At 52.3% G+C, this 13,923-nt stretch carries 13 protein-coding genes; 7 read left to right on the top strand and 6 right to left on the bottom strand.

The features are described 5' to 3' along the window. Positions 1-43 precede the first annotated feature (43 nt). Both SD425_RS01665 and SD425_RS01660 read right to left on the bottom strand, forming a co-directional pair. Positions 44-2,977 (bottom strand): 2-oxoglutarate dehydrogenase E1 component, encoded by a 2,934-nt coding sequence (locus SD425_RS01665; protein ID WP_324674746.1) that lies wholly within the window; start codon positions 2,975-2,977, stop codon positions 44-46. Between the two features lie 213 nt (positions 2,978-3,190). Further along, the gene (locus SD425_RS01660) at positions 3,191-4,201 is read right to left on the bottom strand and encodes an SMP-30/gluconolactonase/LRE family protein (RefSeq protein ID WP_324674744.1); all 1,011 of its coding nucleotides are present in this window, start codon (positions 4,199-4,201) and stop codon (positions 3,191-3,193) included. Between the two features lie 780 nt (positions 4,202-4,981). Here SD425_RS01660 and SD425_RS01655 point away from each other — a divergent pair. Beyond that, the gene (locus SD425_RS01655; RefSeq protein ID WP_324674742.1) at positions 4,982-5,227 is read left to right on the top strand and encodes a hypothetical protein; all 246 of its coding nucleotides are present in this window, start codon (positions 4,982-4,984) and stop codon (positions 5,225-5,227) included. Positions 5,228-5,272: 45 nt separating this feature from the next. Here SD425_RS01655 and SD425_RS01650 read toward each other — a convergent pair whose 3' ends face one another. Continuing rightward, on the bottom strand, positions 5,273-6,280 hold the full coding sequence (locus SD425_RS01650) for a hypothetical protein (RefSeq protein ID WP_324674740.1): 1,008 nt from the start codon (positions 6,278-6,280) through the stop codon (positions 5,273-5,275). Positions 6,281-6,475: 195 nt separating this feature from the next. After that, positions 6,476-6,877, bottom strand: a complete 402-nt coding sequence (locus SD425_RS01645) for a hypothetical protein (RefSeq protein WP_324674738.1) — start codon at positions 6,875-6,877, stop codon at positions 6,476-6,478. 141 nt (positions 6,878-7,018) lie between these two features. Between SD425_RS01645 and SD425_RS01640 the strand changes: the two genes are divergently transcribed. Next, positions 7,019-7,435, top strand: coding sequence for a hypothetical protein (locus SD425_RS01640; protein WP_324674736.1), 417 nt, complete (start codon positions 7,019-7,021; stop codon positions 7,433-7,435). Positions 7,436-7,497: 62 nt separating this feature from the next. Here the strand turns inward: SD425_RS01640 and SD425_RS01635 are convergent, their stop codons facing one another. Next, positions 7,498-9,042, bottom strand: a complete 1,545-nt coding sequence (locus tag SD425_RS01635) for a hypothetical protein (RefSeq protein ID WP_324674734.1) — start codon at positions 9,040-9,042, stop codon at positions 7,498-7,500. A gap of 210 nt (positions 9,043-9,252) precedes the next feature. Here SD425_RS01635 and SD425_RS01630 point away from each other — a divergent pair, with 210 nt between their 5' ends. The 5 genes from SD425_RS01630 to SD425_RS01610 all read left to right on the top strand — a co-directional run bounded on the left by SD425_RS01630 (position 9,253) and on the right by SD425_RS01610 (position 12,609). Beyond that, entirely contained in the window at positions 9,253-10,005 is a 753-nt protein-coding gene (locus tag SD425_RS01630; RefSeq protein WP_324674732.1) for a hypothetical protein, read from the top strand. 20 nt (positions 10,006-10,025) lie between these two features. Continuing rightward, a complete protein-coding gene (locus SD425_RS01625) occupies positions 10,026-10,622 on the top strand; it encodes a hypothetical protein (RefSeq protein WP_324674729.1) in 597 nt (198 codons plus the stop codon). Between the two features lie 88 nt (positions 10,623-10,710). Further along, positions 10,711-10,929 (top strand): CsbD family protein, encoded by a 219-nt coding sequence (locus tag SD425_RS01620; protein ID WP_324674727.1) that lies wholly within the window; start codon positions 10,711-10,713, stop codon positions 10,927-10,929. Positions 10,930-11,080: 151 nt separating this feature from the next. Continuing rightward, on the top strand, positions 11,081-11,641 hold the full coding sequence (locus SD425_RS01615; RefSeq protein WP_324674725.1) for a hypothetical protein: 561 nt from the start codon (positions 11,081-11,083) through the stop codon (positions 11,639-11,641). A gap of 146 nt (positions 11,642-11,787) precedes the next feature. Beyond that, positions 11,788-12,609 carry a DUF1206 domain-containing protein gene (locus tag SD425_RS01610; RefSeq protein ID WP_324674723.1) on the top strand — a complete coding sequence of 274 codons (822 nt, stop codon included), beginning with the start codon at positions 11,788-11,790 and terminating at the stop codon, positions 12,607-12,609. Between the two features lie 48 nt (positions 12,610-12,657). Here the strand turns inward: SD425_RS01610 and SD425_RS01605 are convergent, their stop codons facing one another. Then, positions 12,658-13,899, bottom strand: a complete 1,242-nt coding sequence (locus tag SD425_RS01605; protein WP_324674721.1) for an NAD(P)-dependent oxidoreductase — start codon at positions 13,897-13,899, stop codon at positions 12,658-12,660. Positions 13,900-13,923: the final 24 nt, after the last annotated feature.

Genomic DNA, 13,923 nt, shown 5'->3' with positions numbered 1-13,923 from the left:
CGCGAGCTGTTGTTGAGAATGGTTGGGCGGTTACCAAACAGCTTTAAGCGTCTACACGTTTGGCGGCTTCCTCTACAGTAGCTTTTACGTTTTCAATAGCCGGGTTGGCCGTCTCGAAAGCGCGAGCTACTAAATCTTTCTGCTCTTTTACGTGAACTTTGTTGTAGCCAGTTGCGGGTGAAGCGCTAGGCTTACGGGCAATAACGTCTTCCAACTCGCGACGCATAAAGCGCAGTAAGTAGTTCCAATAGCCCATGTTCTCTGGCTCCTCTTGCACCCAGTATAGCTTAGCCTTCGGGTACTTAGCCAACTCTTCGCTAAGCTGCTTTTGAGGGAATGGGTGCAATTGTTCAACTCGCACAAGAGCCACGTCTTTGCGTTGTGATTTTTGCTGCTCTTCGAGTAAGTCAAAGTATATCTTACCGGAGCACAGCAGCACACGCTTCACTTTCTTCGCATCAGCATACACGTCGCCGAGTACCTCGCGGAATGTACCGCTCGTGAACTCCTCGATTGGAGATACGCACAAGGGGTGACGTAGCATTGATTTAGGCGACATTACAACCAGCGGCTTACGGAAATTCCACGTCAATTGACGACGCAATGCGTGGAAGAAGTTAGCCGGCGTGGTCATGTTTGCCACAATGATGTTGTTCTCGGCAGCTAGCTGCAAGAAACGTTCGGGACGGGCATTGGAGTGCTCCGGGCCTTGGCCTTCGTAGCCGTGCGGTAGTTGTAGCACAATGCCGTTCATCCGCTGCCACTTGCTCTCCGATGATACCACAAACTGGTCGATCATCGTCTGAGCTCCGTTGGCAAAATCACCGAACTGCGCTTCCCAAATTACCAGCGCCGTAGGATTGGCCATGGCGTAGCCGAACTCGAAACCTAGCACTGCATACTCGCTCAGCAGCGAGTTATAGATGCTGAGCTTCTCGTGGTCGCCCTCCATATGGTTGAGCGAGTTGTAAGGTGCTGACGTTTCGGCGTCATGTAGCACGGCGTGGCGGTGCGAGAATGTGCCCCGCTGCACATCTTGGCCGCTTACGCGCACGATGTGGTTCTCCTGCAACAATGAGCCATACGCCAGCAATTCGCCAGCAGCCCAGTTCAAGTTGCGAGTCTCGTAGAACATCTTCCGGCGCTCCTTGAGCAGGTTATCAATCTGCTTGATCGGCTTGAAGCCTTCTGGAATAGTCGTCAGCGCCTTGGCTACTTTTTGCACGACCTCTTCGCTCACACCTGTTTCCGGTGACTTTTCGAAGTCCTCGTTTTTAGCACGACCTAGGCTGCGCCACTCGTTCTCTAAAACTTGATAGCTATAGGGTAGTGGCTTTTGCTTCACCATATCCAAGCGAGCTTGCAGCAGGTCGCGGAACTCGCGGTCCATCTGGTTAGCTAGCTCAGCGTCCACGTCGCCCCGGTTCACCAGCATGGTATTGTAAACCTCGCGGGGGTTCGGGTGCTTAGAGATGATATTATATAGTGTAGGCTGCGTGAACTTCGGCTCATCCGACTCGTTGTGCCCGTGGCGACGGTAACACACCATATCAATAAAGATATCGGCGTGGAACTGCTGACGGTACTCGGTAGCCAAACGGACGGCGAATACTACCGCTTCTGGGTCATCACCGTTTACGTGCAACACTGGCGCGTCGATGATCTTTGCTAGGTCGGTGCTGTAGATCGAAGAACGTGCGTCCTCGAAGTCAGTGGTGAAACCAACCTGGTTATTGATAACAAAGTGAATTGTACCGCCCGTCTTGTAGCCTTCCAGCTGCGACATCTGCGTCACCTCGTAGCCAATACCCTGGCCGGCCAACGCGGCATCGCCGTGGATGAGAATAGGCAGGATCTGGTGGTAGTCGTCGTTGTACTGGTGCTCAATCTTGGCGCGCACAAACCCTTCTACCACAGGGTTCACTGCTTCTAAGTGAGAAGGGTTAGGAGCTAGCTTAAGGTTTACCTTTTGGCCATTCTCTGCTTCTACGTCAGAGCTATAGCCCATGTGGTACTTTACGTCGCCATCACCCATGGTCAAATCCGGGACGGCAGTTCCCTCGAACTCCGAGAAGATCTGCTCATACGTTTTGCCCATGATGTTGGCCAGCACGTTCAGCCGGCCACGGTGAGCCATCCCGATCATCACCTCTTTTACCCCTAGCTCTGATGCCTTGTTAATGATAGCATCGAGTGCCGGAATCGTCGTTTCGCCACCTTCCAAAGAGAAGCGCTTCTGCCCCAAGAACTTGGTGTGCAAGAAGTTCTCAAAAACAACTGCTTCATTCAGCTTCTTCAGAATACGCTTTTTGTACTCCGTACCTGGATTGAAGCTTAGTGAGTCTTTTTCAACTTTTTCGCGGAACCAATCTAGGATCTGTGGGTCGCGGATGTACATGTACTCGAAGCCTATGCTTCGGGTATAGACTTTATCCAGGGCAGCTACGATGTCTCGTAGCTTAGCCCCATCACCTAGGCCCACCAATGCTCCATGACGGAACGAAGTATCGAGATCCGCCTCGGACAAACCAAATTCTGTGATAGCTAGGCGTGCTTGGCGGTCTTTGCGGGCCCGAACTGGATTGGTGTGGGCGAGCAAGTGGCCACGGCTACGATAAGCGTAAATAAGGTTTCGGACAGCAGTTTCCTTGTCAGTTGCTGTTACGTCAGTTGGCTGGATAGCTCCCGAGGCATTATTAGTAGAAGCTGACGTATTCAATACGCCGTAATCTTGCTTCTGCTCTGGAATAGCGCCGAGCGTCGCTGCCCCATTGCTAGCAGCTGGCCGTGCAGCTGGTTGCGCTACTCCGCCTCCATCAGTAGCTTGACCCTCAGCTGGATATTGCTGCGAGAAGTCAAAGCCTTCGAAGAATTTGCGCCAGCCGAAATCCACCGATTCCGGGTTTTGCTTGTACGCTTGGTACAGCTGTTCGATGTAGTCGCCATGGGCGTTGGCGATATAAGAGTAAGCTTCCATAAGTAAGGAGCTGGGTGAGTCAAGAGCAAAAGTAAAAAGCTTGAGGACAAGGCAAAAACTCATATTCGCATGTGCGAATAAACCTCACAATCAACCTTAATTCTTTTATAGGTACTTCTGATACGCAATTATTGTTCCTGCCAATCTAGAGAAAATAATGCAAAAAAGCCTCTCTAAAGATAGAAAGGCTTTATCTGAAACGTTAAAGTTGAGCTACTTAGGTATGCTCATTTTAAAAATATGAAAGGGCTGTTCAACTTGGCTTATCCCTTTGTTCCAAGTAGGAGTTTTGTGAATTGCAGAGTTTGTGACGTACAATGTACCATCAGCGGTTAAGCTAAATGTGTCGGGCCACTGCAAACGTTTGTCTGTTGCGATAGTCTCCACTTTGCCGTCGGGCGTGCGTCGAACAATAGAGTTGTTCTCGAACGCTGTCATATACAGGTTATTACTGGCATCTATCTCCATCCCATCGCAAGCGGGCACTTTACCTAGGTCTTCTATTTGCTGAGCAAGTTGTACATCGGAGAGGCTAGCATTGCGAAGTGCCTCTGTCTTAATTCGGTAGAGCTTGTAGCTGGTAAGTGGCTTCCAATACAAATACTGAAAATCGCGGCTTAGGGCAATACCATCGGCGTTGAACCGCATCCTCTTTCCAGTAGCGTCAATCAGCGTTTGCCCTTCTGCTTTAATATCTAGGGTGCTGTCCCCTAGCATCGAAGGATGCTTAACTAAAACTTGGCGCCCCTTCCCTGATTTCAAATCAACGACCACTAAGCTGCCCATACCCGACTCCGTGATATAGGCATAGTTACGCTGTGTATCGACGCGCACATCGTTCAGGTACGACTTACGGGGGGCAACGCTTTCCGGAAAGCTGATGTTTTGCACCACCTTATTCGTCTTGGGATCAATCTTGACCAGCTTAGGACCACCTGGCACGGTAGCTTTCAAACCTGGCGCGGCCGGATCGAGTACCCACAGCATGCCGCTTGGGTCAGCATAGACGCTCTGTGGGCAAATCCAGTGCTTCTGGGGCTCATTGCGCACAGTTTCATTCCAGAGGCACCAGTTTGCGTCTGGGTAAGGCTTCAGAGAGCCATCCGTACCGAGCTGGGCAACGGGAGTCACCGGGTTGTAGTCCCAGCGGGGAAAGTCGATGAACGTGCGACCATCAGGCAGCACCGCCACCCCCACAAACTGCGGACCTTTAAGTTGGGTCACAATTTGTAGGGGTGAGTTGGTGGCAGTCGAATCAGTATTTGCTGCTGTTGAGGTTGCGTCTTCTTTTGCTGTTGGCGAAGGCGAAGAGCAACTGGTTAATGCTAACATGCTAGCAACAACTAGGTTAGCAGCACCTAGCTTTGGAATAAGAGCAGTCAATGGCATAGGAGTTTGGGTTGGTGAAGTACATACAGCCGTTACAGCTGGGTTTTGCATGTACGGACGACTTTCAACCATGTTCGTTTGCCATCTATGCAAACGACAACCCCAGCACCTGTCTACTAATATTATTAGTAAAAACTGCGTGTAAAGTTGTGACCTAACCAGCCCAATAGTACTCTTGAGCTATCGATCAGTATTTTTTTTATTAACTTGCCGCCTCAAAGCCAAAATGGCTTCTCTGGGTTGCAACATTTCTTAGCAAACCCATTTTCATTCTCAGCTGCTTTTCGAGAATGAGTAGTCCTTTCTCTTCGGACGAAAGAAGAGTCCACCAAATCAATCATCATGTCTATTGCCTTACTAGTTCTTACGCTGCTCTTCCCACCTCGCGTCTTTCCAACGACAGCAGCTTTACCTTCTACAGTAGCCCATTTGAGTCCGCGTCAAGCGGTACTTTTTGTACCCAAAGCAATTGCAGCGCTACCTCCCAAAACGCTGCCTAGCTATCAGGTGACAGCCACCGTGTATTCGGCTGAAGCTCGGCAGACAGACAAAGAGCCATTAATCACTGCAGACAATTCTCGTATTTCTAGGCACCATAGTAGTAGGCACCGGTGGATGGCTCTCTCCCGCGATATGCTGAAAGGCTGGGGTGGCAAATTTGACTTCGGTGATTCAGTGCGTGTGCAAGGTATTTCGGCCGAGCTCGATGGCACCTATATCATTCACGACACAATGAACCGCCGCTTGCATCGCACTATTGACCTGCTGGTAGGTCGGCATGAGCGCATCTACGGTAAGTGGGATAAAGTACGCATCAGTAAAGTAGAAGAAGCCGCTGAGTCCACTTGGACTGCTAGCTAAGCGCCTCTCTAAAGTATTACACCGAAATGCTTCGGTCTTTTTTCCTCAGTTAGGCGCTTCGTATCTTTCTATCGAGCGTGGCTGGCTATTCTCGTCGTACAAAAAGCTTAGAGGCTGCGACGGATCACGTAGGATAGTCGTGTAGGAAATATTCCACCGCTTCCACATCTCTTGCAACGATTGACCATAGGCCGAGTTTTCCCATGGGTTGAAAACCGCGTTTGTGATATCGTCGATCAATGTGTCGTACACTAGGTGGTCATCCTCCGGCTTAAGTGGACGCGCAAAGTAATCGGGCACTACGTTGAACAAGTAGGCGCCATAGTACACCCGCGCTTTAAACTCCGCTATCTGGACAGGGTGCAGGGGCCGATCAGCATCGGTGACCACGCGCCGCATGGCATCGCGCACAATACCGTTATCAGCTAAGCACGCCATGAGTACGGTGTTACCTAGCTTAATGCTGAACACCATAGTGGTCAGGTCGTCGTCGTACTCGAAGAGGATCGTATCTTCTCGTTGATCTACTTCCAAAATGAAGAGCGATGCGGGCGTAAAATCCTCGAACACAATGGGTACCCGTAGCGCTTGGAACGTTTGGAAGAAGGCGTAGAAGCGGCGGAACATCTGGGCGTTTTCGGCTAATGGGTAGCGCGGCTTCACCAAAGGATTCAGTTCCGTGAGCAATTCGGTGATGAAGACCCCGTAGAACATTTTACCTAGCCATAGAAACAACGTTTTCTCCGGCAAGGTCCGCCAGCCTTCCAATCCTGTTTCAGCGGCTTGCTGTGCTTGCGCCTCTAATGGCTCTACATAGTGCGTACGACAATGCTGGCAGCACGGGATACGCAGGTCGCGGTAGGTTACAATGCTTTGATCGAGCAACTGGATCTGCCGGTCGCCTAAGGCGTAACGGTCCATTAACCAGTAGGCAAACACCGGTACAGAATCGATGGGAGGCTCAGTAGGTGCGCCGCACAGAAAGCAATGCTCCGGGCCAAAGCGCATGCCTTCTAACGGATCGTATAATTGGAGGTGAGCAGGAACGGACATAGAAGCAAAACAACACGGGTGAAAGCACAAAAGTACAGTGTGCTTCTGAAGTACACCGCTGAACCCCATATAACCCCACCTTGGTTAGCTACTAGATGTTGACCAACAGCTCGTAAACAGACCTAGGTTGTTATCTAAGAAAAAAGCTCCTGCCTCGAAAGGCAGGAGCTTTTTTCTTATGTGCTGAATTAAGTCTTAGCGCGACAATGCGTTGCTCATCTTAATGAGCAGCTTGCCTAGCTGGGTGAGTGGACCTGTGTAACCATTGTTTGCCTCGTCGGCAACCTTGGTGGTTTCGGCGCCTAACGTAGCAAGCGTTTCGGCAATTTCGTGTGCTTGCGTAGCAGGCATGTTTAGCTGCTCGCGCAGGGTAGCTAGCTCCTGGATGATCTTAGCTAGCCCTGGCCGCTCCGACGCAGTCAGGACGGCTTCCCAACGATCTACCTCGGCTAGGCCCCGCTTCGTTTCTTTGTCGGGTACACCATCATTGAGGAGCGCAACGGTATCGTCGAGCAGAGCGGTGGTTTGCTGATCGGTTACGTCGAGCGGAACAGATGGTACGAGGGGTGTTTGAGGCGTGGGAGTGGTCGAATCCATAGCGGTAATAGTTAAATGCCTAAATCTATACTGTCGGTAGCCGGAAAAAGTTGAAAGGAGCCGCCTGAGCCGTTGGGTTACCTTTCCTGTCGTGCTTGATTAAGAGCACTCCTCTTGTTCACCCAATCCCTTTACCCAACCATGAAAATCGCATTCAAATCCCTGTTTGTAGCCGCTGCTTTTACCGCATTCACCACGACTTCTTGCACTCAGGAAGGTGAGCAGAAAGCTGACGCAGCCGGCGACCATGTAGAGGCTGCTGCCGAGAACACCGGCGACGCAGTAGAAGCTGAAGCCAACAATGCTGGCAACGCCATGGAAAATGCCGCCGAAAATGCAGGCGCCAAAATGGATAATGCCGCCAACAAGGCTGGTGATGCCATGGACAAAGCCGCCAATGACGCTGGCAACGCAGTAGATAAGGCAGGCAATGCCATTGACAACGCTGCTGACAAAGCCAAAGTTGAAACCAAAGAAGCCGCTGCTAAAGCAGATGCCAAAGTAGACAAAGCTGAGGCTGATGCCAAAGCGGAGATGCGCGCCGCTGGCAAGAACTAAGCCTACACCAACTGGCGAGTAAAGTCCGCGCCCGTCCTAGCTACTAGGGCGGGCGCGTTGCGTTACAGGGCTTGCAGCACGGGTGCAGTATCAGCCAGTTCCAGCAGCACGTCGTAGTAGGGCTTGCGCAACATGCGAGCCCGCAACCAGCAATAGAAACTTAGCGCTTGCAGGTCTTCGCGCTCCAGCGGCAAGAACGTGGGCATCTTGCCCAGCCGCTCGGCAAACGTCGGTTGGTTTGCCGCGGCCGGATCATCGATGATTTCGCGTACTAGCGCCAGGAAAGTGAGGACGTAGTGGTACGTGTTGCCGTCGGGGCACCGCTCGCGCACCATGCGCTCGATAGCACGCAGCCGGTTTAGGGCTAGGTCAGCATTGCCCATCTCAAGCTGGGTCAGCATCTCCCCTAGGTTTTTGTTGAACACCCACTCCAGACCCATTTGCTGTTCGCACCAATGATCGGAGCGACCAATGCTGATAAGGATTTGGTTGGTTTTGTGAAACTGACTTTCGGCAAAGTAATGAAAGCTCAATCCTAGCTTGGCCGTGAGCTGGTCACGGGAGGAAAGCACAACTTCCGCGTTACACAACAGGCTTTCAACCAACTGAATACTCTCAGCATTGCGACGCAAAAAAGCGTAGTTGGCGGCCAGCAGGAAAGTGTATTTGGGGAGAAAATCGGTGTAGTGACTACGGGAGCCCGAGTACAACGCACAACGCAATTGCTCCAGGTAAGCCACCGACTCGGCAAAGCGCCGCGTGCGATACAGCGCGTGGGCAATCATGTAGAGCAATCCCAGCTGATAGTAGCGGTGGGCGGGCGCAAACCCGTGGCGCTTCTCCATCAAGTTATAACAGCGCACCACAAAAGGCACAAACGACACAAAGTCGCGACGCACGAGCATAGCACTCCGGGCAATAGACAACAGCCGGTACAGCAACGACGGACGCCGGGCAAAAGCCTCCTGCAATTCATACTCGCGCAGTACTTCTTGCATAATGGTATCGAAGGCCTCACCGCCGCGGCCACGCGTACGCGCTTCCCGCAAGCGCTGCCGAATCAAGCTATTGGCAATGCTGGCCCGTTCTTCCTCATCAGCGGCTTTTTTGTTCAGGTTGCGGCGCCGGATAATGTCAGCTAGCTCTTCACCCGCGGGAGCAGTGTCGGCATTGGTAATCTGAAGGTTGTAGACGGTGTTAAGTAACTCGTATTGTTCATTCTGCCGGGCTAGCTTTTCAGCTTTGCGCAGGGTCGTCCAGGCTAGGCGTGGCACCCCAACGTCAAACAGGTACTGCGCCAAGGTAAGCTGGCCACGCACCGGCGCAGCAGCAGTAGCATCTTGCTGACGCTGACGCAGCAGCAGAAAGTCGGTGAGGTGGCGCATGAGGCGTTTGCGCAACGCGTAGTACGCCACCGGGTTTGGCTCCTCCGGATACAAATGACGGATCAGTTCTTCCGTCGAGTATACCCGCTGATGAAGCAGCAACTCGTAGAGGCGCGCGTCGAGGCGGCCCTTTGTCTTCTTACGCTGCCGCTGAATAAACCGGGCAAAATCCTTACGGTCGTCGGGGGAGAAAGTAGCAAGGGTAGTACGCAGGTCATCCATGCCGTTAAGATCGTGAATAAGCCCGGCAAGCCAATGATTTATTCAAACAATGATAAGTCTGATTATTCATAACACTTTATTCTGATTATCAGTCATTTATATCCATTTTTGATTAACTCTAAAAGTCTATTCTTACTAAAAACTCGTTGCCACCATTGCTAGGCTAGGGTGCATCTTTCTACTGTCATCTCCCACCTTCTAGCCTACGCTATGCGCCACTTAGTACTCACCTTATTTACACTGCTTTTCTGGAGCCTCTCAGCCCAAGCCCAAGACCTACTTACCAAGACCAATGGCGAAGAACTATCGGTGAAAGTACTGGAAATTACGCCCCTAGAAATCAGCTATAAGCGTGCCGACAACCTCGATGGTCCATTAATCAAAGTGCGTCGCCACGACGTATTTATGATTCGATATGCCAATGGCACCAAAGAAGTCCTGCAAGAAGGTCCGGCACCTAGCCCCTATTCGGCTACTAGGCCACAGCCAGCCGCCCCGAGCAGCCCTATTGTACCGGCCAATGAAGAGCCGATTTACGAAGAAGTTCACCTCAGCGGGCCGCGCCTGGGTATTACGGTCCTTACCGGTGGCGTAGCGCGCAAAGCCGACGACCGCCTCCACCTGAACCCTTTCCTGACGCAGTTTGGCTGGCAGTTCGAAACCCGCGTTTTTCGAATGCCCAACGGTACTTCGGGGCTGCTTGAAGTAGTGCCGCTTATCGGTGGCCTAGAGCAAGGCAAGTTCATCCCGAGCGTGAACGCACTTATCGGCATTCGTGGACCCAAGGGCTTTGAGTTTGGCGTCGGTCCAAACCTGACGCCTATCAGTGCCAACATAGCCCTAGCGGTTGGCACTTCGTTCCGCGCCAACGGCGTCAATTTCCCGGTCAACTTCGCAGTGGTGCCAGGCAATGGTGGCGCCCGCTTCAGCCTGCTTTTCGGCTTCAACTCTCGCAAACGCTAACCTACTTGCTTGTTTCACCTATGCGCCAGCTTCTACTTTTCTTCAGTTTGTTGCTCACCGCTCTCCCGTTGTTTGCCCAAGATGTTATTCTTAAGTCAAACGGCGAAGAGATACCAGGGAAAGTAATCACCATTACGCCCGCACAAGTCACTTACATCAGCGCGGCTGAAGGGCGCTCTGATACGCTTCAGCTAGCTAGCGATACTGTTTTTCTAATCCGCTACGCCAATGGCACCAAAGAAGTGCTGCACAATCCAGCGGCTCCTATGGAACCTGTTATGTCTAAAGAGGAAGCGTACACACAAGGACGCTTAGATGCCCGCAAACTTTACAAAGCACCTGGCGCTTTCTGGGGAACCTATGCTTCTACTATAGTAGGAGTAAGTTATGGCGGCGTTGTCACGGGAGTAGTAGTGGGCGCGACTAAGCCAAAACCCCAAAACTTTATTGTACCAGAAGCTAAGCTCCTACACAACCCCGACTACATGGCAGGCTATCAGAAGCAAGCCCATAAAAAGAAGATCGGCAGCGTCGTTGGCGGATTTGGAGCGGGCCTAGGTACCGTTGCAATATTGGAAGCCATCATTATTCTGGCGGTCTTCAGCAACTTCACCTAGCCTTTACCTTCAACTAACGCCCCTATCTTCAACCTTACTGTCGAGCCTGCGTATAATTGAGGGTTACTCATCTAACCTCCCACCTACCATGGATATCAACAACAACAACGTTGACGACAGCACCGAGCTACGCGCCCGCGGCGGCTGGAACGAAGTAAAAGGCAAAGCCAAACAACAGTGGGGCGACCTCACCGACGATGACCTGAACTACGAAGAGGGTCAGCAAGATGAATGGTTCGGCCGGCTACAGCAAAAAACTGGACACACAATCGACGAAATTAAAGATTGGTTTCATCGCAACTTCTAGGCAATATTTCGACTAGAACTGCAGTTTAAAAAGAACCCCGTTTCAACTAATTCGTTGGAACGGGGTTCTTTTTATATCATCCATTTACGAGAAAGCTTTCTGGAAGCTTACTAGCTCGTAGCATTGCAGAAGCAATCGGTTTATTTCCTCCATGTCCATTGCACCAGATGAACTACATACGCTCGGGAACATCAACTTACTGCAGTTGATTAAAACAGCCTTTTTCTGTTCTCGTAACTATCCACCGGCCATCGAGCGCACCACGTACTTGTGGGTGCTTGAGCAGCGGCGGCGCGGTCACTGTCTGCTTTCGGGCTTTCATTCGCAGCTTGAGCAAAGCATATTTCGCTATTTGCTCGCACGCCATTACCCTATTGTATACGCCTTAAGCCGTGGAATACAGATGGGCCTTCACCTTGAGTATGAAGCTGAGATACAAGCAGGCCACTTGCTTTTCGTCACGCCTTTTGAGCCGAAGGTGACTTCTACCTCGCAAGAAACGGCCGACATCCGCAACATGCTTGTGCTGGACCTAGCCGACAACTTTTTTATCCCGTACATGGCACCCGAGGGCAATCTAGAAAGGCTGTTTCAGAGCCGAATAGCCGCCGGCAAGCCTATTGTCACGCTCGACTTGCCCGAGAATAAAACGCTCATTCGCAATGGCGCGACCATTTACCAACCGAGCGACTTTTTTGGGAAGGAAAGCTAGCCTAGGTTTTCTGCACTTGTGCGCATAGGGTATGCATGAGCAGCCGCCACGTTACCGGGTTGTACAACGTACTAGAGAATAACCGTTTGCGGTGCCATCTCCGTAAGAGCAACTGTAAAGTTTCTCTCTCCCTACCCTAGTACGATATGGCACTTTCTGTTTCTCCAACTTTGCCCTCGACTTCCGAGGGAATTCGCACGCTGGCCCGTTTTGGGTTTGCGGCCAAAGGTTTTGTGTACTTCCTATTGGGTGGCCTAGCCTTATTGGCGGCTACTGGCATGAAGGGCGGTCAAACGGCCGATAAGAAGAAAGCAGTCCTGACCCTTCAAGAACTCCCACTGGGTCGGTGGCTGCTGGGCTTAGTAGCCCTAGGATTGCTGGGCTATGTCGTGTGGCGTTTCGTGCAGGCAGTGCGCGACACTGAGCATAAAGGCACCAAGCCTGTTGGCTTGGCCAAACGTCTTGGTTACGCCGGTAGCGGCGCTATCTATGCTGCCTTGGCGCTGTATGCGGGCCGCGCCGCCGTGCAAGGCGCGCCGCCGAGCAGCAACGGCAATGGCCGGCAGACACTGGTAGCCAAAATACTAGACCTTCCGTTGGGCGAGTGGTTGGTGGGAGCGGCGGCGCTGCTCACCATTGGCATCGGCCTCTACCAGATTTATCGCGCTTACGCAGGCAAGTTTAAGAAGGACGTTGATTCTAGTAGCCTTTCCAGCGAACAGAAGCAATTGGTAGAACGTACCGGCCAGGCGGGCTACACAGCGCGCGGCATTGTGCTTGGCATCCTTGGCTACTTTTTGCTGCAAGCAGCTCTTAATTCTAATTCACAGGAAGTACAAGGTACCGAAGGCGCCTTCGACTTGCTCAGTTCTATGGGCCCGGCCGTACTCGGAATTGTGGCCCTAGGTCTGATGGCGTATGGCGTCTACCAGATGGTGCGCGCCCGCTACCCTGTGCTGCAAATTTAGGCTACTACTGGCCTGTTTCTTACCTAGCCTCCGCGTCATTGTACCTACCTAGGTCGTTGGCGCGGAGGCTATTTTTGTGTCCGCCACATAGTCTTGCAGGTACTGGTAGCGGGCAGTCAGCTGGCTGTTGCGAGTGATAGTAGCGCGCTCGATTATCTCATCTGCCGTGTCGCTCAGCAGATGCGGAAACACTGCATCGAGCAGTTGCCGACCAAAGTCGCGGGAAGCATTGCGCGGCAACTCACAGGGCAGATTGTCAACGGCCATGATGGTAATATTTTCGGGCCGCGAACAGGGCGGCTCTAGCTCGCCGGTAGCAGGATTGTAGTCATAAGCGGGAGCGGTGATGCTAGTGCTACGCTTCGTGCACGGAATAGAGCCATCCACATCGCAGGTCACGTCGGCAATGGTATTGATGTGGAAGCTAGGTTGCTGCGTTTCAGCTTCCGTGAACAACTTTGGCGCAGCGGGGTCCCAATATGCGCAGGCAATGAGCAGATCGGTCACGGGCAAAAACTTGTCGAAGGTCGACTTATACTCCTGGGGGTTACGGTGAAAATCGGGCGTATCCCACACGCGCCCATCACGACGAGCGTTGTAGTCGGAAGAGCACAGCTGCGTGTACACCGGCTCGTTGAAAGCTAGGTACAGGTAATCGTATACGCTCACCCGCCGGATACCCATGCGCGTGAGTACTTCCAGGGCGCCCTGCGCCACGCGGCCACTACCAGTCACCGCTATTTTGATGGGCGGCAGCTTCTTTACTTTGAAGAACTCCTCCTGCATGTCGTCCATGTCGACGCACTGGTAAGCCGGCTTCAGGTTATATAAGTTGTGTTTGCGCCCGTAGATCAACAGGCCATTATAAGCGCCCACAATCCCGGCATAGCGCCCAAAGGCCACAATTCGCTCGCCTCGCGCGTTGGTCAGCATCTCGTAGTCAATCAGTGTGATGTTCTTGGCCAGGATTTGCCGGAGCATCTCGCGGTTGCGCGGCTGCTTCTTGACGGTGTGAGAAAAGAACAGGTACGTTTTGTTGGGAATCAACTGGTCTACGGGCACTTCTTTCACGCCTAGCAGGATGTCGCAGTCGGCTACGTCGGCCTGTACTTCGATACCTAGGTCGCGGTATTCTTGGTCGCTGTAGCTGCGCACGGCGCTTTCCTGCACCACAAGGCGTAAGCCAGGGAAACTGCTTAGGGCCTCAACGCACTTTTTCGGCGTGAGGGCCACGCGGCGGTCGGGCGGATTTTTGCCTTCGCGGATGAGGCCAAGGGAAACGTTACGCATACTCGTGTGGTTTGTGGGTGGTAG

Source organism: Hymenobacter sp. GOD-10R (assembly GCF_035609205.1).
GTDB lineage: Bacteria > Bacteroidota > Bacteroidia > Cytophagales > Hymenobacteraceae > Hymenobacter.
The sequence above is the reverse complement of the archived record's forward strand: the minus strand, read 5'-3'. Positions and strand labels throughout refer to the sequence as shown.

Bases quoted from the DNA above. Each gene is read 5' to 3' on its own strand.
- SD425_RS01645 (WP_324674738.1), bottom strand. From the start codon at position 6,877: ATGGATTCGACCACTCCCACGCCTCAAACACCCCTCGTACCATCTGTT.
- SD425_RS01650 (WP_324674740.1), bottom strand. From the start codon at position 6,280: ATGTCCGTTCCTGCTCACCTCCAATTATACGATCCGTTAGAAGGCATG.
- SD425_RS01655 (WP_324674742.1), top strand. From the start codon at position 4,982: ATGGCTCTCTCCCGCGATATGCTGAAAGGCTGGGGTGGCAAATTTGAC.
- SD425_RS01615 (WP_324674725.1), top strand. From the start codon at position 11,081: ATGTCCATTGCACCAGATGAACTACATACGCTCGGGAACATCAACTTA.
- SD425_RS01665 (WP_324674746.1), bottom strand. From the start codon at position 2,977: ATGGAAGCTTACTCTTATATCGCCAACGCCCATGGCGACTACATCGAA.
- SD425_RS01640 (WP_324674736.1), top strand. From the start codon at position 7,019: ATGAAAATCGCATTCAAATCCCTGTTTGTAGCCGCTGCTTTTACCGCA.
- SD425_RS01630 (WP_324674732.1), top strand. From the start codon at position 9,253: ATGCGCCACTTAGTACTCACCTTATTTACACTGCTTTTCTGGAGCCTC.
- SD425_RS01605 (WP_324674721.1), bottom strand. From the start codon at position 13,899: ATGCGTAACGTTTCCCTTGGCCTCATCCGCGAAGGCAAAAATCCGCCC.
- SD425_RS01610 (WP_324674723.1), top strand. From the start codon at position 11,788: ATGGCACTTTCTGTTTCTCCAACTTTGCCCTCGACTTCCGAGGGAATT.
- SD425_RS01635 (WP_324674734.1), bottom strand. From the start codon at position 9,042: ATGGATGACCTGCGTACTACCCTTGCTACTTTCTCCCCCGACGACCGT.
- SD425_RS01620 (WP_324674727.1), top strand. From the start codon at position 10,711: ATGGATATCAACAACAACAACGTTGACGACAGCACCGAGCTACGCGCC.
- SD425_RS01625 (WP_324674729.1), top strand. From the start codon at position 10,026: ATGCGCCAGCTTCTACTTTTCTTCAGTTTGTTGCTCACCGCTCTCCCG.